Genomic DNA, 17,908 nt, shown 5'->3' with positions numbered 1-17,908 from the left:
CCCTCAGTCCTTCCGGCGCCGCGCGAGCCAGCCCTCGAGGCGGGCGATCACGTCGCCGGCGATCTGTTCGTCCTCGATCTCCTCGATCGCCTCGGCGAGGAAGGAGAGCGTCAGAAGGTCGGTCGCCTCCGCCACCGGCACCCCGCGCGAGCGCAGGTAGAACAGCGCGTCCTCGTCGATCGCCCCCACGGTCGAGCCATGCGAGCAGGCCACGTCGTCGGCGTAGATCTCGAGCTCGGGCTTGGCGAGGAACTGGCTGTCGCCGTCGAGCAGGAGGCCCTGGGAGATCTGGTAGCCATCGGTCTTCTGCGCGCCGGTCTTCACGAGGATCTTGCCCTGGAAGATGCCCTTCGCCCCGTTGCGCAGCACCTTCTTGAACACCTGCCGGCTCTCGCAGCATTCCGCGCCATGCACGATGAACACCGTGTCGTCATGGTGGAAATTGCCATCGCCGACGCAGGCGCCCGCGACATGGGCGACGGCATTGTCCCCGGCGATGTCGATGAAGACCTCGTTGCGCGTCAGCACGCCGTTCGCGGTCATGGTGAAGCTCTTGAAGGTCGCCTCTTCCCCCACGGTCGCGAAGAGATGCGTCACCGCGCGGCGTTCGTGGTCGCGGCCCTGGGCGCGCACATGGTGGAAGCCCGCGCCATCGGCGACCTCGACCTCCATCACCTTGTTGAAGCGCGCCGCCGCCGGCCCGTTCTCGAGCACGGTCAGATCGGCCCCCGCTTCCACCCGGATGACGTGGTGCAGGATCGCGTCCGATCCCTCATCGCGATGCAGGTAGACGAGCGACACGGGTCGGTCGACCTTGCCGGTGGCGCGGATCACCACGCCATCGGTGGCAAAGGCGGTGTTGAGCGTCGCGAAGGGCCGTTCGACCGGCACCTGCGCCTTCTTTTCCTGCGCGCCATAGGCGTCCTTCACCCAGTGGATATCGGTGGCGAGCGCGTCCGTCAGGCGCATGATCTCGAGATTCTCGCCCGTGAGATCGTCGGAGGCCCCGGCATCGAAGACCCCATCGACAAAGACGATCCGGATCCGCTCCAGCGCGGAGAAGAATGGCGGCTCCGTCGCCTGGAACAGCGCGGCCTGCGGCGCTTCCGCCGCGATCAGGCTGTCGGGCCGGGTCCAGCGCCAGTATTCGTCGCGCCCCTGCGGCAGGCCCATGGCCAGAAGCCGCTCCAGCGCGTCCTGCCGGAGTGCCGTGGCCCAGGGCGCGCCGCCCTGCGGCAGCGCCATGCCCTCGACGCGCGCCGCCGTGGTGTCGAGTTTGCGTTGTTTCAGATCCGCGCGTTTCATCAGGCCTTCTCCACCTCGGCGAGGATGTCGGCATAGCCGTTGTGCTCGACCTCGAGCGCAAGCTCCGGCCCGCCCGACTTCACGATCCGGCCGTCATACATGATATGCACCACGTCCGGCTTGATGTGGTCGAGAAGCCGCTGGTAGTGGGTGATCACGACAAAGGACCGCTTGCCGTCGCGCAGCGCGTTCACCCCGTCGGAGACGAGCTTCATCGCGTCCACGTCGAGCCCGGAATCGGTTTCGTCGAGGATGCAGAGCTTCGGCTCGAGCATCGCCATCTGGAGGATCTCGTTGCGTTTCTTCTCGCCGCCGGAGAAGCCGACATTCACCGGGCGTTTCAGCATCTCGGCGTCGATCTTGAGGCTCTTGGCCTTCTCGCGCACCAGCTTGAGGAAATCGGTCGCCGAAAGCTCCTCCTCGCCGCGCGCCTTGCGCTGCGCGTTCACCGCGGTGCGCAGGAAGGTCATGTTGCCGACGCCGGGGATTTCCACCGGATACTGGAAGGCGAGGAAGACGCCGGCGGCGGCGCGCTCCTCGGGATCCATGTCCAGGAGCTCCTCGCCGTCGAGCTTTGCCGAGCCTTCGGTCACCACATAGCCGTCGCGGCCCGAGAGCACATAGGAGGTCGTGGATTTGCCCGATCCGTTCGGGCCCATGATCGCGTGAACCTCGCCCGCGCCGACCTTGAGGTCGACACCCTTGAGGATCTGTTTGTCCTCTTCTTCAAGTTTGACGTGGAGGTTGCTGATTTCCAACATGTTCTTGTCCTTTCACGAGGAATGGCCCGCGCGCGAGCGGATCGCGGCAGGCTTGAGTGCGTTTTGTGTGTTATATGGGATGCGGGCGGCGCGATACCACCCCGCGGGAGATCGCGCCGGACCGCCGGTCAGAGGCCGGCGTAGCGCAGATAGACGATGAGGCACAGACCGGCTGCGGCGGTCCGCAGGAGGCCGGAGGCGAGCCCGGCCATCATGCCGGCGGCAAGCGTCGGGCGACGGGCACCGGCCATCCCCGGTCGGGCGGCCTTCCGAAGTCCGGCATGGGGCATGACAAAGGTGTTCGCTCCGCCCGCCTCGATCCGTGCAAGCCGCGCGGCGAATTGCGCCTGTTGCCCCTCTTTCATGCCGTTCCTGCCCTTTCTGCCGGTGCACGCCCCTGGTCTCGGGATCAGGATGCCGGGCAATTGCGAAAGGATCGTGGCGAGACGGCGGCCTTGTTGCGGTTGCCCGCGCCCGCGCCGCGCTCAGAGACGATAGCTCTGGCCGAGGATGAGCAGCGTATGCGGCGCGGTCGTCGCGACGACATGCGCGACCCAGCCGAGGGAGAGCAGCCGCGAAAACAGGTCCGGCATCGCATGCACCGCGTTGTGCAGGGTCATCATGGCAAAGAGGATTCCGGCGAGCTGCGCTCCCATGCGCTTCACCGCCGAAAGCGACACCGCCTCGCGCAGGAGGAAGGCCACGGCGATCGCGAATATCGTATCGAGCGCGAGATCGGGAGCCGCGCCGAACTGCACCGGCACGCCGGAAAGCTGGTAGCGCAGCGCCCGCGCGAGAAAGGCCGCGAGCACCCCGATGCCGAAGGCGACGAGACAGGACAGCACCTGCGTCAGCGTCCGCCGCGGGACCGGCGCGGAGGGGGCTCCCGTCTCCGCCCTGTGCCGTGCGAGCATCTGCGACAGGTGCCGGTTGCGCAGCATGCGCTGCGTCGGCGCCGGGCCGGCCGGGGGCACAGCCGTCTGCGGCCCCTGCGAAAGCCGTCCGATGCGGTCGAGGAACTCCTGTCTCTGACGATCCATGCCCATGCCCTTCGTCCCCCCGCACCGGCGCCGATCCTACCATGTGAAGATGGCGGGAATCGGGCAGCGCACGCGGCGCGGCGGCGGGATATGCGGGGGCGGTCCGGGTCATGCCTTCTCCTGAAACGCCTTGAGCAGCGGATAGAGCGCGGAAGCCGGAAGGTGATCGACGGGCGCGAGGGCGAATTCGGCCATGCGGCCGTGCATCGCCGTGACCGGCACGAACTCCTCGATCAGCCCGTAGCGGTCGCGGCGGCCCTTGTAGTCGTCGAACAGCACCGTGACGGGTCGGGGGATCGAAACCCATGTCGCGAAGAAACAGCCCATGCGGAACCGCCCGTCGATCAGCACGAGATCGGGCGCCTTCAGGTCCGGGCGCTGCCAGACGCCGAAACAGTAATCCGGGTAGCGAAACCATTTGCCGTTGCCCTTGGGCCAGGCCCAGTCGGCGGTGGGGCCGACATCCTCGTAAATCAGGTGCAGGTCGGCCTGCGGCGGACGGGCGGCGAAATGCGCCTCCATCGCGCCATGCCAGTCGCGCGATCCTTCCACGGAATAGAGCGTCTTTCCGGCACGCGACGCGCCAAAGGCCGTCGACCCGCCGGAGCCGTATTCGACAATGACGGACGCCCGCTCATAGGCCGCGCACACGACATCGCCGACCTTCTGCGGAAAGGTCAGCTCGGGCCCCTCCGGTCCGAATGGCGTGATATGCGGCGCGGCGGTCATCTGCTGTCTCAGCCCTGATAGGTGGCCATGCGAATGAGGATCATCACCGCAAAGGCGAGCATCGAGGCGAGGAAGGAGGTCGCGAAGACGCTGTCACGATAGAGCCCGCGCGTGCCGGCGGTCTTCTTGCGGACCGACAGGCCGATGACCGCTCCAATGAACACGCCCACGGCCACGCCGAGGCTTTTCATCGCGAAGAAGGGGAGAAGTTCGGGATGCATCCTGCTGTCCTTATCCGAGCGACACGGCCGTGCCGGAGGCGGAGACCATGAGCATCTGCCCGATCACCTCGTAGTCGAGATCGACACCGACCACCGCATCCGCCCCCATGGCGGCGGCGCGCTCCTGCATCTCGCGGAGCGCGGTCTCCCGCCCCTGCCCGAGCTTCGCCTCATAGGCGCCCGAGCGCCCGCCGATGATGTCCGTCACCTGCGCGAAGAGATCGCGCACGACGTTCGCGCCCATGATCGCCTCGCCGGTGACGATGCCGTGATAGGCCACGATCCCGCGCCCCTCGATGGAATTCGTGGTGGTGACGATCATGCGCCGTGCTCCCGTCTGATCTGATGCCCGATTTCGCGAAGGCGTCGGGCAACCCCCTGCGCCAGGGCCTCGATCTCCGCATCGGACATATGCGCGAAGGACAGGCCCATGTTTTTCAGGAACCCGTGCGCATTCGCGGCGATCCGCTTGCTGACGGCGCCGGAGAAACTGTCGAATTCCCGCACCGGGTGGCACACCTGGTTGCGGCCGCCGGTCCGGGCCGCGACGGCGCATTTCAGCAGATCGGGATCGGTGTCGAAGAGCCCCAGCCCGAACCACTCCGGCAGCGCCTCGCGCAGTCCTCCCGCCGTGAAACCGGGATGCGCCACGAGATGCGAGAAACAGAAGGTTTCGTCATTGGTGAAGCGGTGCGACCCGGTGCCCTTCCCGCTGTAATCCTGCCGCGCGGCGAACAGGTAATCCAGCGCCCGGCCGGAGAACCGCGTCAGCGCGAAGGTGGCGCGGTACGGCACCAGGTTGTCCGGCAGGCCCTTGACGAAACGGTTCACCTGCTCCTGCCTGTGGAAATCCACCCCGAGGGCGTCCGGATCGAGCCGCGCGGCCCCGGCGAAGAATCCGGCAATGTCGCCATGGATCGACACATCCGGTTCGATCAACCAGTATCGGTCATAATCGGGGAACTTCCGCCGCAGTGCGTAAAGCGCATAATCGCCACAGCGCCAGCCGTAATCGTCGAGCAGACGCAGGCCGTTGGACCTCACCCAGTCGTCGTCGAAATCGGCGACGGGCACGGGCGGGGTCACCCCCTCGGGCCGGTTGTGAAAGGCCACGAACAGATCGTCGCCGAAGACGGGCGACAGCTCTCCGACCAGACGATCCTCGTCCGCTCCCCAGGTATAGGTCCTGATCGCGATACAGTCTCTCACGCTCTTACCGCCCCCCTGACGCGCAGGAGCGCCGGCCGGCGATCTCCGTCACCTGTGCGAAGAGATCACGCACGACACTCGCGCCCATGATGCCATGGCAGGCCGCGATCCCGCGCTCCTCGATGGACTTCGTGGTGGTGACGATCATTCCGTCCTCCGTTTCCCGCAGGCTCAGCCCGCGTCGCGGGCGGATTTGAGACAGGCCATCAGACGGGTTTGGACCACGGCGAAACAGGCGAACAGCACGGCGCAGAAAAGCACCTCCGCCGTCTCCGCCCGCGCCGCGGCGAGCCAGCCGCGCTGCACCGCCTCCGCGACGAACTCGTCATGCGCCACCGTCGCCCCGAAGATGCCGATCAACAGCAACAGAAGCAGAGTGACCTGCCGCGTTTCGGGCTCGAGACGGTTGCCGTGCCCGATCCGCAACCGGACCGGGCGACGAAGCTTCGACGTATCGGTCATCCCACCGACCCTTCGAGCGAGATCGCCACGAGCTGCTGGGCCTCCATCGCGAATTCCATCGGCAGCGCCTGGAGCACGTCCTTGCAGAAGCCGTTGACGATCAGCGCCACCGCCTCCTCCTCGTCGAGACCGCGCGAGCGGCAGTAGAACATCTGGTCGTCGTCCACCTTCGAGGTCGTGGCCTCGTGCTCGACGCGCGAGGAATTGTTCTTCACCTCGATATAGGGAACCGTATGCGCGCCGCAGTCCGAGCCGATCAGCAGGCTGTCGCATTGCGTGTAGTTGCGCGAATTCGTCGCCTTCGGGTGCATCGCGACCTGGCCGCGATAGGTGTTCTGCGCCCGGCCGGCGGAGATGCCCTTGGACACGATCCGGGACCGCGTGTTCTTGCCCAGGTGGATCATCTTCGTGCCGGTGTCGGCCTGCTGGTAGTTGTTGGTGATGGCGATGGAATAGAATTCGCCCTGGGACTCGTCGCCGCGCAACAGGCAGGACGGGTATTTCCACGTCACCGCCGAGCCGGTCTCGACCTGCGTCCACATCACCTTCGCCCGGTCGCCGCGGCAATCCGCACGCTTGGTGACGAAGTTGTAGATCCCGCCCTTGCCGGTCTCGTCGCCGGGGAACCAGTTCTGGACCGTCGAGTATTTCACCTCGGCGTCCTCCTCCACGACGATCTCCACCACCGCGGCGTGAAGCTGCGCCGTGTCGCGCTGCGGCGCGGTGCAGCCCTCGAGATAGGACACGTAGGAGCCCTTGTCCGCGATGATCAGCGTGCGCTCGAACTGGCCGGTGTTTTCCGCGTTGATGCGGAAATAGGTCGACAGCTCCATCGGGCAGCGCACGCCCGGCGGCACGTAGACGAAGGACCCGTCGGAGAAGACCGCCGAGTTCAGCGTGGAATAATAGTTGTCGGACACCGGCACGACCGAGCCGAGATATTTCTTCACGAGCTCGGGATGTTCACGGATCGCCTCCGAGATCGAGCAGAAGATGACGCCCGCCTTCTGGAGCTCCTTCTGGAAGGTCGTCCCGACCGAGACGCTGTCGAACACCGCGTCCACCGCGACCTTGCGCTCCGGCGCGGCGGCGTCGGTCAGCCCGGAGACGAGATCCTTCGCCGCCTCCCCGGCCCCCTCGACGCCCGCAAGGATCATCTGTTCCTTCAGCGGGATCCCGAGCTTGTTGTAGGTCTCGAGCAGCTTCGGATCGACCTCGTCGAGCGACTTCGGCCGGGTTCCCATGCTCTTCGGCCGGGCATAGTAATACTGGTCCTGGAAGTCGATCTCCGGATAGTCGATCATCGCCCAGTCCGGTTCCTCGAGCGTCAGCCAGCGCCGGTAGGCCTGGATCCGCCACTCGGTCATCCACTCCGGCTCCTCGTTCTTCTGCGAGATGAGCCGGACGATCTCCTCGGACAGCCCCTTGGGGGCATATTCCATCTCGATTTCCGTCTCCCAGCCGTATTTGTACTTTCCGGCCAGCGATTTGACGGCCGCAACCGTCTCTTCCTCGACGCCTTCCTTGACCTGAACGTCATCCATCATCGGATCACTCCTTCGTGCGTGTCTTGCGGCCTCTGTCGGGCCTCTTGTCTCTTTTCCGATCGCCGCTCACCGCGCGACCGCTACACTCGCCGAACGCTCCTTCCAGCGTCCGAAGGCGGCCGACCAGGTTCTGGCAAACCGCTCTAGATCTTCCTTCCTCGTCTCCGGCCCGATCGAGACGCGCAGCGCGCTCGCCGCCTCCGTCTCTGAAAAGCCCATGGAGGTCAATACCTTCGATGCCCTTACCTTGCCGGACGAACAGGCCGAGCCGGCGCTCACGGCAAACCCCGCGAGATCCATCTGCATCACCTGCGTCTCCCCCTTCCAGCCGGGGGTGATCAGGCTCACGGTATTGGGCAGGCGCTGCCCGCCCTTCCCTATAAAGATGGGGTCTCCGACCGCTTCGGCCAACAGGGTCTCGAGATAATCTCGCTTTTCCGCGACCTCGTCCCAGACACCCTCGGCCAGCATCTTCGCCGCCCGCTCCGCCGCCGCGCCGAATCCCGCGATGCCCGCGAGGTTCTCGGTGCCCGAACGCCGGCCCATCTCCTGACCGCCGCCGCGAATGCGCGCGGTCACGTCCAGTCCCTGTTTCAGGACCAGCGCGCCCACACCCTTCGGTCCGCCCAGCTTGTGCGCGGAGACGAGCGCCATGTCGCAGCCCATCCAGTTGAAGGCGAGCGGAATTTTCCCGAAGCCCTGCGTCGCGTCGCAGACCGCAAGCCCCTCGGGCAGGCTCTGGATCACGCCGGTTTCCGAATTCGCGACCTGGAGCGCGCTGCGCGCCGGGTCCGCGACCGTCACCCGCCCGTCCCGCGCCACCGGCAGGCTCGCCTCGCACCAGCTCGCGACCGCGTCATGCTCGATCCCGGCGCAGGACAGCCCCCGCCCCGCCAGCGCCAGCGCCGCCGCTTCCGTCGCGCCGGAGGTGAAGACGATATCCGCCCCCTGCGCGCCGAAGGCCTCCGCCACCTGCGCCCGCGCCCGCTCCAGAATCCCCTTGGCCGCGCGCCCCTCGGCATGGACGGAGGACGGGTTGCCCGTGACATCCATCGCCGCGATCGTCGCCGCGCGGGCGGCGTCCGCCAGAGGCGCGGTGGCGTTCCAGTCGAGATAGACCCTCATGCCGCCGCCCTCCGTCCGAGCGCCTCGGCCCGCGCCAGCAGGCGCTCGCGCTGTGCCGCGGACTTGCCGCGCAGGTTGCCGATCGCGTGCACCCGCGTCCTCATCCCGGTGAATTCGAGAATGGTCTTGCGGATGCGGGTCAGGCCGGAATTGCGGTAGACGAGCCGGTAATAGAACCCCGGCGTATCCATCGTCGTGACGATTTCCGCGCTGCGCCCCTTCAGAAGCTTGTCCCAGAACGGGTCCTTTTCGTGGTAGCGGAATGCCTTGCCCGGCAGGAAGACCCGCTCGAAGAACCCCTGCAACAGCGCGGGATGCCCGCCCCACCAGGTCGGATAGAAAAAGGCGACGTGATCCGCCCGGAGCAGTTCGTCGAAGGCGCGTTCGAGATCGGGTTCGAGCGGCTGGACGACGGCATACCCCTCGTGCAGGATCGGGTCGAAGGCGAGATCGCGCAGCGCGATCTCCCGCAGCTCTCCCCCCGCCGCACGCACCCCCTGCGCATAGCGCGCGGCGAGCGCGGTCGAGAACCGCCCCGTGCCGGGATGCGCATCGAGGATCAGGATCCGCCGGGTCATCGCCTCAGTCCTCGTCGACCACGGCAAAGAGGTTCGGCACGGCCGGGCATGGGCGCAGCTCGTTGCGCACCACGTCCGACAGCCGCGTCTGGTGCAGGAAGACATAGACATGCGCCGACAGCCCTTCCCAGAGGCGGTTGGTCATCGACTGCGCGCGCGAGCCGGAGATCCCCCCCGACGCCCCTGCGCCCGTGTGCATGGCGGAGACGGTTTCATCCACCGCACCGAGGATGTCGGACACCCGGATCTCGCTTGCGGGCTTGGCGAGCTTGTAGCCGCCGCCCGGTCCGCGCACCGAGGTCACCAGATCGGCGCGGCGCAGTTTCACGAAAAGCTGTTCGAGATAGGGCAGAGAGATGTCCTGCCGCTTGGAAATATCGGCCAGCGACAGCAGCCCGCCTTCCGGCTGAAGCGCCAGATCCGCCAGCGCCACCATCGCATAACGCCCCTTGGTCGAGAGTTTCATGCCCGTTTCCTTTCTTCGCCACCGGCTCACGCCATCCGCATCCGTCCGCACCCGTCGCGCCTGACAGGACCGATACACGCTCCCGCCGCCGCAGGGAAAGCGACACAACGTCCGCCTCCCGCATCGCCGCCGCGGCGGAAATCTGCATCTTTCGGACAGGCACCCGCCCCGCACATGCGATTCCTGCCGGATCTGCCGCAAAAACCGGCGCAAAAACATTGACGTGCGGGGCAGCGGGTCTTAGGTCCATACCACCCTCGCGCGCTGTTTCGCGATAATTTAGAACGTTTCTAAATTGCCCGATCAAATGCGTCAACTATAAAGGCGCCGCGCGGGCGAGAAGAGTTTAGAGCGGCCGTCCGCATCCGGGCGCGCCACCACCCTCGGCGGAGGCCGCATTCCGCCGGCGGTGCGATATGAGGAGACTGGGACCTGATGCCCGAAGTGATTTTTCCCGGCCCCGAGGGCCGGCTTGAAGGCCGCTACCATCCGCAACGCGACAAAGACGCCCCCATTGCCATCATCCTGCATCCGCACCCGCAATTCGGCGGGACGATGAACAACAGGGTCGTCTACAACCTGCATTACGCATTTCACAACATGGGCTTCACCGTGCTGCGCTTCAACTTCCGCGGCGTGGGCAGGAGCCAGGGCGAATACGACCAGGGCGTGGGCGAGCTGTCGGACGCGGCCTCCGCGCTCGACTATCTCCAGTCGCTGAACCCCAATGCGAAACATTGCTGGGTCGCGGGCTTCTCCTTCGGCGCGTGGATCGGAATGCAGCTCCTGATGCGCCGGCCGGAGATCACCGGCTTCGTCTCCGTCGCGCCGCCCGCGAACATGTACGACTTCTCCTTCCTCGCGCCCTGCCCCTCCTCGGGCCTCATCATCAACGGCACCGCCGACCGCGTCGCCCCGCCGAAGGACACGCATGCGCTCGTCGACAAGCTGCACGAGCAGAAGGGCATCACCATCACCCATGAGGAGATCGAGGGCGCGGGCCATTTCTTCGAGGATCCGCATATGGAAGAGATGATCGGCACCGTGGACCGCTATGTCCGCCGCCGCCTGACCGAGACGACGAGGTAAGCGGCCATGGGCGTCATGGAAGAGCTTGCCGACGCGCTGGCGAAGGACACGATCGCCGCCCTCGACCTGGTGGGCGACGATCAGCTCATCCAGGATGTCGCCCGCGTGCTCGGCGCCTCCTCGGTGACGACGCAGGAGGCCTTCATGACCGCCGCGCGGGTGCGGCTTGCCGAAAAGCGCGCCCGCGACTACCTTGCCAGACGCCTCCACGAGGCGCGGGAGGGGCTTGCCGCCTCCGCCCCGCCGCCGGGGGCCGAGGACGATATCGACTATTGAGGCCGCCATGCCCAGGGATGCCCCCCACACCCGCCTCGACGCGCAATATGCCTTTCTCATGGAGGCCGACCGGCTGAAGACGGTGGAGCGCGCCAACCGGCTCATGAACCGCAGCCGGTTCGAGAATTCCGCCGAACACAGCTGGCATGCCTGCCTGCTCGCCCTGCTCTGCGCGCCGCTCGCCGGGCCGGAGGCCGACCTCGACCGCGCGCTGGAGATGCTGATGCTCCACGACATCGTCGAGGTGGATGCCGGCGATCACCCGATCCACATCCTCTTCAACCCCGAAGAGATCTCGGCGCGCGAACGTGCCGCCGCCGACCGCATCTATGGCCTGCTGCCCGAGGCGCTCGGCCGCGAACTGCGCGCGACCTACGATGAATTCGAGGCGATGGAGACGCCGACCGCACGCTTCGCGAAATCCGTCGATTTCCTCGCGCCCGCATTGCAATGCATCGGCGCCGGCCCCCGGCCCGCGGAGGAGGACGAGATCGTCGCCGGCAATCTCTCCCGCGGACGCGCGCGCAAGACCCGCGAGATGCTGCCCGCGCTCCACGAGTTCACCGCCGCCGCCTTCGAGGGTCGCGCGACCGATCCCGACATGGCCGCGCGCTTCGCCTTCTGGTGCGAGGCCGACCGGCTCAAGTCCGTCATCCGCGCCACGCCGATCGCGGACGGATCGCGCCGTGAGAACAGCGGCGAGCACAGCTGGCACATCATGCTCTACGCGCGGGTGCTGGCCGATCACGCAGGCGCCGGGGTGGACATCGCCCGCGTGCTCCGGATGCTCCTGCTGCACGACATCGTCGAGGTGGACGCGGGCGACACACCGATCCACGGCGCAGTGACGCCCGAGGCGCTGGCGGCACAGGAGGCGGCCGAGTGCGCCGCCGCCGACCGGCTCTTCGGCATGCTGCCGGGACATCAGGCGCGGGAGTTCCGCACCATCTGGGACGAGTTCGAAGCCGCCGAAACCCCGACCGCGGTCTTCGCCAAGAGCATCGACCGGGTGCAGCCCCTGCTCCACAACCTCTCCGACGACGGCGGCTCCTGGCGCACCTATGACGTGAAGCTCTCACAGCTCGAAACCCGGATCGGCACGAAGATCACCCGCGGCTGCCCCGACCTCTGGCCCTATGTCCGCGCCAAGGTCACACCCTGGTTCGTCGCACGCGGGGCGCTTTAGCCAGAGGCACAGCGCCATTGCAGGGCATAGGGCGCAGCACAGCGATCTCCCATGGTTTCAGGTTCCGGGTCAATCGTCTCAGTTTCGAATGCGATAGCGGACGCTGTGTTTGCGCACAGACGTTCGTTACGCGTGTGATCCGGCAACAGCCGGCTCGCGATCAGGCGGCACCGAACGTCTCGGGCGCGACAAGCGGGTTAAGGCACGCGTGTCGGTGATCGCGCGCACCTTTCAGGTCCGGCACACCGGAGAAACAGCCAGGCTGTGCAAAGGGACAGCGCGGATGGAAGGGACAGCCATCGGTAACGATCGCGGTGCTGTCGACATCACTGTGCCACGGCCAGCCGGGCCGCACCGCGTCCTCCTCCTCCGAAACCGTCGGGATCGAGGCCAGAAGCTGCTGAGTATACCGGTGTCGCGGCGAAAAGAAAACCTTCTCGACCGCCCCTTCCTCGACGATCCGGCCGCGGTACATCACCGCCACGCGACTTGCCAGCACCCGGACCACGCTCAGATCGTGGGTGATGAACACATAGGTGAGCCCAAGATCCTTTTGCAGATCGCTCAGAAGCCTCAGGATATGCGCCTGCACCGACACGTCCAGCGCCGACGTCGGTTCGTCAAGCACCAGCAGATCAGGCTCGGTCGTCAGCGCTCGGGCGATGGCGACACGCTGGCGCTGGCCGCCGGACAGGGCAAGCGGACGGCGGTCCTGCAAATCGCTGTTCAGACCCACGCGCTCGAGCTTTTCAGAGATGATACGGCGCCGTTCCGCCCGGCGGCCTATTCCATGCACCGCCAGCGGAAGCCCTATCGCCTGTCCGATGGACTTGCGCGGGTTCAGCGTGGAATAGGGATTCTGCTGTACCAGGCCGATACGGCGCCGCTGGGTGGTGTCGCGCGCCTCCTCCAGGCGCGCTCCGCTCAGGAAGAGCGCGCCGTCCGTGGGCTTTTCCACCCCCAGGATAAGATTGGCCAGCGTCGTCTTGCCAGATCCGCTTTCGCCGACGATGGCCAGCGTCTCGCCGCGCTCGACCCGGAGGTCGACACCGTTTAGAGCGTTCACCACCGTATCTCCGACGAAGAATTGCTTACGCGCCCCCGCGATTTCCAGAAACGGACGACTCATGTCACCTTCTCCGGATGGATACAGGCGACCCTGCGGTCAGGTCCGGCCTTGGCAAACGGCACCGGCGCGGCGCAGGCGTCGGTGGCATGGGGGCATCGCGGCGCGAAGGCGCAGCCCAACGGCATGTCCATCATCCCCGGCACGCTGCCTTCGATCGGGATCGGCAGATCTGGGGACGACAAACGCGGAACCGAAGCCAGCAACGCACGCGTATACGGATGGCGCGGATCCGCGAAAAGCTCCGCGGTCGGCGCCTCCTCGACGATGCGTCCGGCATACATCACACAGACCCTGTCGGCAAAATTGCGCACCACGCCGAGATTGTGGGAAATGAACAGGATCGCCGTCCCGAAACTTTCGCTGAGCCGCCCCATGATATGCAGGGTCTGCTGCTGCACCGTCACGTCGAGCGCGGTGCCGGGCTCGTCCGCGATCAGGAGTTTGGGCCGGCTGACCAGGGCCATGGCAATCATCACCCGCTGATTCAGCCCGCCGCTGAGCTGGAAGGAATAGCTCGACAGCACACGCTCGGGATCGGCGATGGACACATCGGCCAAAGCATTCTGCATCCGTGTTTCCGCCTCGCCGTCGCTCATCCGTTGCTCCAGCCGATCAACAATGGCGCGAAACTGCGTGCGGATCGTGAAAACCGGATTGAGCGCTGCCATCGGATCCTGGAAGATCATGGTGATCTCACGTCCGCGACGTCGGCGCAGCGCCGCCTCGCTTTCGCCCAGCAGCGATTTTCCGGCGAATGTGATGTCACCTGCGACCCGGATGCGCTTGCGCGGGAACAACCCCATGATGGCGCGCGCCGTGACCGATTTGCCCGAGCCGGATTCGCCCACCAGCGCCACGCGCTCGTGCTCGCGTATGCGCAGCGATACGCCGCGCAGCACATCCACCGGGCCGTCGAGCGTCTTGAAGGTCAGATCCAGATCGGAAAGGGCAAGGAGATCGGTGTCGGTCATGTCCTATCCCACGATGTCGAAAAGGTCGCGCAAACCATCGGCCACAAGGTTGAAACCGAGCACCAGGACGAAGATCGCCAGTCCCGCCGTGACCGAGAGCCACCAGATATCAGGCAGGTACTGAGCCCCTTCCGATACCATGGTGCCCAGATCGGGTGTCGGCGGCGGCGCCCCCATGCCGAGAAAGCTGAGCGCGGCACCAAGCAGGATGACGAATCCCATGTCGAGGCTGGCCTTGGTAAAGAGGTTGGGTGCGCAGTTCGGCAAAAGCTCGCTCAGCATGATGCGCAGGGGAGACGCACCGAGAACCTCTGCTGCGACCACGAAGCCTTCGGCGCGGAGCGACCGGACGACCCCATAGACGAGCCGTGCATGCCACGGCCACCATGCGATGGCCATCGCTACCATCGCCATGAACTGGGAGGGCTGGGCGAGGCCGAGGATTGCCATTGCGAGAACCAGCGAAGGGATCGCTAGGAAAATGTCGGTGATCCGCATCAGCACCACCTCGATCCTGCCGCCGAAATAGGCCGCGCACATGCCCACCGCCGTGCCGACGGTGATCGCCAGCGTCACCACGACCGCCCCCAGCATCAGCGAGTTGCGAAAGGCAAACATGATCCGGCTCAGCACATCCCGCCCGACACTGTCAGTTCCCAGCCAATAGGTCGCGTCCGGCGACCGGTTCGCGTCGATGAAATTCACCGCGACGCCCGCATGTTCGGGATAGGGTGCCAGCACGGGCGCGAAGACTGCAGAGATCACCACGAGAAAGATCAGCACCATGCCAAGCACAGAGAGCTTGTTGCGTGCAAAGCGTCGCCACGCGCGCAGCCGGTCGCCGTTTCTGACCATCATTTCGTCTTGAGCCTTATTTTGGGGTCGATAAAGGACACCACCGTATCGATCAGCATGTTCACGAGGACGAAGAACACGGAGATCAGCATCACGACCGCCACCATGGCGTTCAGATCCTTGCGCAGGATTGCGTTGACGCCATATTTCGCCATGCCCGGCCAGATGAAAATCGTCTCGACGATGAAAGCATTACCCAGGAGTGCCACGATCTGCATTCCCATGATCATGAGAGTGGGAATGATCGCCGGCCGGAGTGCCCATTTCAGGGCGACCGACCGTTCGGACAGACCATAGGCCCGGCTGAACTCAACGAAAGGCCGGTCATAGCTGTCCACCATATTGGTGCGGGTCAACCGCGATATCTGCGCGAGGCCAGGAAGCGCCAAAGCGGTTGCCGGCAGGATCAGATGCGCCAGCGCGTCCGCAAATACCCGCCATTGTCCCTGCAGCACCGCGTCGATCGTATAAAGGCCAGTGATGGCGGCGGGCGGCGCGAGGCTTTCCGACAATCGCCCCGTCAGCGGCAATATCTGCGCCCAGAAGGCCAGAAGCAGCATCATGAAGATCGCCCAGACGAAATTCGGCATCGCTACGGCCAAGAGCGAGAAGACCCGTGCCGCGTTGTCTGGCCAGCGATCCTTGAAATGCGCGCTGGCGATACCCATTGCACCGCCGATAAGCGTCATGCCGATACCTGCGTAGAGCACCAGTTCCAGGGTCGCCGGAAAAGTCTTCGCCACGTCCATGGCCACCGGATTGTCGGTATAGAGCGACCGGCCGAAATCGAACCGCAGCGCCCCGACAACGAAATTCAGGTATTGTTCCGCCAAGGGACGGTCGAATCCCATCTGGATGCGCATCGCCTCCACCTGCTCGGCTGAGGCCTCCGGCCCCAGCGCCAGCCGCGCCGGATCGCCCGGAACGATCCGGGCAATCACGAAGATGAAGATCGAGACCCCGACGATCACGACCAGTCCGCTGAGGAGCCGCACGCCCAAAAATCGCGCCATGTCGCCTTTTTTCCTTTAGCTTTGACCAGAATCCGACGCATCTGTCCACGCATCCGGACTGGACGCTTCGGCTCTCCGCCCCGCCGGGAGGACCCTACGGTGCGCGCCGGCAGATCGCTGCCATCACATGAAGGCCCATCTACGCCATGCTCATGCGGTGGTACTGATAGTTGCCCGCCATGATCGGCACCGATTGGGCCGGATCCCCGAAGCCGGGCACCTTCAGGTATTCCTGATAGGCCACGAGATCCGTCGGCTGATAAAGGAAAACCGACGGATATTGTTCGCGAATTTTGGCAGCCAATTCCCTGTATACGGTCTCACGCGCAGCCGGGTCAGTCAATTGCCGCCCTTCCTCCAGCATGGCGTCGATTTCGGGCATCTGAAGCCAATGCATCGACAGGTATGTTCCTGCAGCTGAGCTGTGGTATTCGCCCCAGATCATCGAATCCACATCCGTTGTCGACATCGAGGTCGACACGCAGGCCAGATGCGGAGAGGCCTCGGGACTGGTCGCCATCTCGACGATCTGCGGCCAAGGCGCGGAGCTGATGTTGAGGCTGATCCCCAACTCGGCCAGGTTCGCCTGAAGCAGCAGCGCGTATTTCTCCTGCAGCGCCATCCCCTTGAACCAGACCAGATCGAGTTCCAGGTTCTGCCCGGCATATTTCGATGCGGCCATCGCGGCCTTGGCAGCCTCCGCATCCTTCTTGAGCAGCGACACATCGGGATCAAAACCGGGCACGCCCGTGGGAATGGGGCCGCGCACCGGAATACCCTGCTGATTGCCCGCAACATTGAGCAGACCGTAAATCTGATCATAGTCGAAGATATGTGCGATTGCCTTGCGAACGTTGACGTCGTCGAGGGGCGCCTTCTGTGTGTTCATTTTGAAGTGAAACATGCCGGGCTTGCGGTCCTGCCCGATAGAAACACCCTCTTCTCTCGCGAGCGCGGTGACGATTTCGGGTGGCAGCGGCAGGCGTGTCAGGTCGATCTCTCTGCGCGGCATGAGCTGACGCACCGTCACCGCCTCGACACCGAAGCGCGAGCGGATCACCTCGGGCGGATTTTCGGCGAAGCCGCCGAAATAATCGGTGTTGATCGCCATCACCGTGCCGGTCTGGGGATCGTGCTCGTCGATCATATAAGGTCCGGAACCGGCATCGCTGGTGCTGAGGAAGGCCTCGCCATAGTCGCCCAGGTCGCCGAAGCCGCCCTCGGCCAGGTTGGCCATGACCAGTCTCTTGTTGACGATGGCCAAACGCACCAGCGCGGCAAGGAAAGGTGCAAACGGTTCGTTCAGCGTAAAGACGGCAGCGCCATCCACCTCTTCGACCTTGTCTACCGATGAGAAAAGGTAGGAATAGCCGCGCTTCATCGTCAGCAGGCGGTTGGCGGAAAACACCACATCCTCCGCCGTCAGCGGGCTTCCGTCATGGAAGGTAATGCCATCCCGGATGTGGAAGATGTAGACCGTGCCATCCTCCGAAATCTCCCAGGCCTCGGCAACCGAAGGCTCAAGCTCGCCACCGGGCATCGGACGCACGAGGAAGTCGTAAAGGTTGAACATGAGGATAGAGCCGGGAAAATCGACCGGCTTGTGAGGATCTGCCTGACCGATATTGCCGTCCGCAAGCCGCAGGGTTCGCGGCTCCTGCGCAAAGGCTCCCATAGGCATCCCGCCGAATCCCGACAGAAGGCCGAGTCCGGCACTGGTCATGAGAAGCTGTCGGCGCGAAAGTCTGGACATTTGAATTCCCTGTCAGAAGCGCGTGCAACCTGCGGGGCCGCCGCATTGTTTAGACGGTTTCGCGATCTTTGCTCGCCGGCACCGTTATTGGCCGATTGCCCCTGTTACGGCATCGCCGGCAAGGAGCAGATATTGCACTTCATATTATCAGCTCGCTGCACCTGCAAAATACGTGCGAGCCCTTACTAGTCCG

At 65.1% G+C, this 17,908-nt stretch carries 22 protein-coding genes; 3 read left to right on the top strand and 19 right to left on the bottom strand.

Annotated features, from left to right (window positions below; all coding sequences use genetic code 11):
- Positions 1 to 3: 3 nt before the first annotated feature.
- The 14 genes from sufD to iscR all read right to left on the bottom strand — a co-directional run bounded on the left by sufD (position 4) and on the right by iscR (position 9,443).
- The gene (sufD, locus tag P73_RS11885) at positions 4 to 1,245 is read right to left on the bottom strand and encodes a Fe-S cluster assembly protein SufD (RefSeq protein WP_420836137.1); all 1,242 of its coding nucleotides are present in this window, start codon (positions 1,243 to 1,245) and stop codon (positions 4 to 6) included.
- A 59-nt stretch (positions 1,246 to 1,304) separates the two neighbouring features.
- The gene (sufC, locus tag P73_RS11880) at positions 1,305 to 2,066 is read right to left on the bottom strand and encodes a Fe-S cluster assembly ATPase SufC (RefSeq protein ID WP_043869721.1); all 762 of its coding nucleotides are present in this window, start codon (positions 2,064 to 2,066) and stop codon (positions 1,305 to 1,307) included.
- A 128-nt stretch (positions 2,067 to 2,194) separates the two neighbouring features.
- Positions 2,195 to 2,431, bottom strand: coding sequence for a hypothetical protein (locus P73_RS11875; protein WP_043869720.1), 237 nt, complete (start codon positions 2,429 to 2,431; stop codon positions 2,195 to 2,197).
- A 120-nt stretch (positions 2,432 to 2,551) separates the two neighbouring features.
- On the bottom strand, positions 2,552 to 3,106 hold the full coding sequence (locus P73_RS11870; protein WP_139267144.1) for a hypothetical protein: 555 nt from the start codon (positions 3,104 to 3,106) through the stop codon (positions 2,552 to 2,554).
- Between the two features lie 108 nt (positions 3,107 to 3,214).
- Positions 3,215 to 3,835, bottom strand: a complete 621-nt coding sequence (locus P73_RS11865) for a hypothetical protein (RefSeq protein ID WP_052453217.1) — start codon at positions 3,833 to 3,835, stop codon at positions 3,215 to 3,217.
- An 8-nt stretch (positions 3,836 to 3,843) separates the two neighbouring features.
- Positions 3,844 to 4,056 (bottom strand): hypothetical protein, encoded by a 213-nt coding sequence (locus tag P73_RS11860; protein ID WP_043869718.1) that lies wholly within the window; start codon positions 4,054 to 4,056, stop codon positions 3,844 to 3,846.
- Positions 4,057 to 4,066: 10 nt separating this feature from the next.
- Complete coding sequence (locus tag P73_RS11855; protein ID WP_043869717.1) at positions 4,067 to 4,378, bottom strand: heavy metal-binding domain-containing protein; 312 nt, start codon at positions 4,376 to 4,378, stop codon at positions 4,067 to 4,069.
- A complete protein-coding gene (locus P73_RS11850; protein WP_052453216.1) occupies positions 4,375 to 5,265 on the bottom strand; it encodes a hypothetical protein in 891 nt (296 codons plus the stop codon). The genes P73_RS11855 and P73_RS11850 overlap by 4 nt, the downstream gene beginning before the upstream one ends.
- 4 nt (positions 5,266 to 5,269) lie before the next feature.
- Positions 5,270 to 5,413 carry a YbjQ family protein gene (locus P73_RS25985; RefSeq protein WP_158401938.1) on the bottom strand — a complete coding sequence of 48 codons (144 nt, stop codon included), beginning with the start codon at positions 5,411 to 5,413 and terminating at the stop codon, positions 5,270 to 5,272.
- A gap of 23 nt (positions 5,414 to 5,436) precedes the next feature.
- Positions 5,437 to 5,727 carry a hypothetical protein gene (locus P73_RS11845; protein ID WP_043869716.1) on the bottom strand — a complete coding sequence of 97 codons (291 nt, stop codon included), beginning with the start codon at positions 5,725 to 5,727 and terminating at the stop codon, positions 5,437 to 5,439.
- Positions 5,724 to 7,274: a Fe-S cluster assembly protein SufB gene (gene sufB / locus P73_RS11840; RefSeq protein ID WP_043869715.1), complete on the bottom strand. Its 1,551-nt coding sequence runs from the start codon at positions 7,272 to 7,274 to the stop codon at positions 5,724 to 5,726. The genes P73_RS11845 and sufB overlap by 4 nt, the downstream gene beginning before the upstream one ends.
- Before the next feature lie 66 nt (positions 7,275 to 7,340).
- A complete protein-coding gene (locus P73_RS11835) occupies positions 7,341 to 8,399 on the bottom strand; it encodes a cysteine desulfurase family protein (protein WP_043869714.1) in 1,059 nt (352 codons plus the stop codon).
- Positions 8,396 to 8,977 (bottom strand): NAD(P)H-dependent oxidoreductase, encoded by a 582-nt coding sequence (locus tag P73_RS11830; protein WP_043869713.1) that lies wholly within the window; start codon positions 8,975 to 8,977, stop codon positions 8,396 to 8,398. Before P73_RS11830 ends, P73_RS11835 begins: the two co-directional genes overlap by 4 nt.
- A 4-nt stretch (positions 8,978 to 8,981) precedes the next feature.
- Positions 8,982 to 9,443: a Fe-S cluster assembly transcriptional regulator IscR gene (gene iscR, locus P73_RS11825; protein WP_043869712.1), complete on the bottom strand. Its 462-nt coding sequence runs from the start codon at positions 9,441 to 9,443 to the stop codon at positions 8,982 to 8,984.
- A gap of 435 nt (positions 9,444 to 9,878) precedes the next feature.
- On the opposite strand from iscR, the gene P73_RS11820 reads away from it, so the two are divergent.
- The 3 genes from P73_RS11820 to P73_RS11810 are packed head-to-tail and all read left to right on the top strand — an operon-like array spanning position 9,879 to position 11,994.
- Positions 9,879 to 10,532 carry an alpha/beta hydrolase gene (locus tag P73_RS11820; RefSeq protein ID WP_043869711.1) on the top strand — a complete coding sequence of 218 codons (654 nt, stop codon included), beginning with the start codon at positions 9,879 to 9,881 and terminating at the stop codon, positions 10,530 to 10,532.
- Between the two features lie 6 nt (positions 10,533 to 10,538).
- Positions 10,539 to 10,808: a hypothetical protein gene (locus P73_RS11815; RefSeq protein WP_043869710.1), complete on the top strand. Its 270-nt coding sequence runs from the start codon at positions 10,539 to 10,541 to the stop codon at positions 10,806 to 10,808.
- A gap of 7 nt (positions 10,809 to 10,815) precedes the next feature.
- The gene (locus P73_RS11810) at positions 10,816 to 11,994 is read left to right on the top strand and encodes an HD domain-containing protein (protein WP_043869709.1); all 1,179 of its coding nucleotides are present in this window, start codon (positions 10,816 to 10,818) and stop codon (positions 11,992 to 11,994) included.
- Positions 11,995 to 12,154: 160 nt separating this feature from the next.
- Here the strand turns inward: P73_RS11810 and P73_RS11805 are convergent, their stop codons facing one another.
- The 5 genes from P73_RS11805 to P73_RS11785 all read right to left on the bottom strand — a co-directional run bounded on the left by P73_RS11805 (position 12,155) and on the right by P73_RS11785 (position 17,715).
- Positions 12,155 to 13,123: an oligopeptide/dipeptide ABC transporter ATP-binding protein gene (locus tag P73_RS11805; RefSeq protein ID WP_074743231.1), complete on the bottom strand. Its 969-nt coding sequence runs from the start codon at positions 13,121 to 13,123 to the stop codon at positions 12,155 to 12,157.
- Positions 13,120 to 14,094 carry an ABC transporter ATP-binding protein gene (locus P73_RS11800; protein WP_043869708.1) on the bottom strand — a complete coding sequence of 325 codons (975 nt, stop codon included), beginning with the start codon at positions 14,092 to 14,094 and terminating at the stop codon, positions 13,120 to 13,122. The genes P73_RS11805 and P73_RS11800 overlap by 4 nt, the downstream gene beginning before the upstream one ends.
- A 3-nt stretch (positions 14,095 to 14,097) precedes the next feature.
- The gene (locus P73_RS11795) at positions 14,098 to 14,952 is read right to left on the bottom strand and encodes an ABC transporter permease (protein ID WP_043869707.1); all 855 of its coding nucleotides are present in this window, start codon (positions 14,950 to 14,952) and stop codon (positions 14,098 to 14,100) included.
- Complete coding sequence (locus P73_RS11790; protein ID WP_043869706.1) at positions 14,949 to 15,962, bottom strand: ABC transporter permease; 1,014 nt, start codon at positions 15,960 to 15,962, stop codon at positions 14,949 to 14,951. The genes P73_RS11795 and P73_RS11790 overlap by 4 nt, the downstream gene beginning before the upstream one ends.
- Before the next feature lie 139 nt (positions 15,963 to 16,101).
- The gene (locus tag P73_RS11785; RefSeq protein ID WP_043869705.1) at positions 16,102 to 17,715 is read right to left on the bottom strand and encodes an ABC transporter substrate-binding protein; all 1,614 of its coding nucleotides are present in this window, start codon (positions 17,713 to 17,715) and stop codon (positions 16,102 to 16,104) included.
- Positions 17,716 to 17,908 lie beyond the last annotated feature (193 nt).

The organism is Celeribacter indicus, assembly GCF_000819565.1.
In the GTDB taxonomy this organism is placed as follows: Bacteria; Pseudomonadota; Alphaproteobacteria; order Rhodobacterales; family Rhodobacteraceae; genus Celeribacter; species Celeribacter indicus.
Note: the sequence above shows the minus strand (reverse complement) of the source record. Positions and strands in the feature narration are given on the sequence as shown.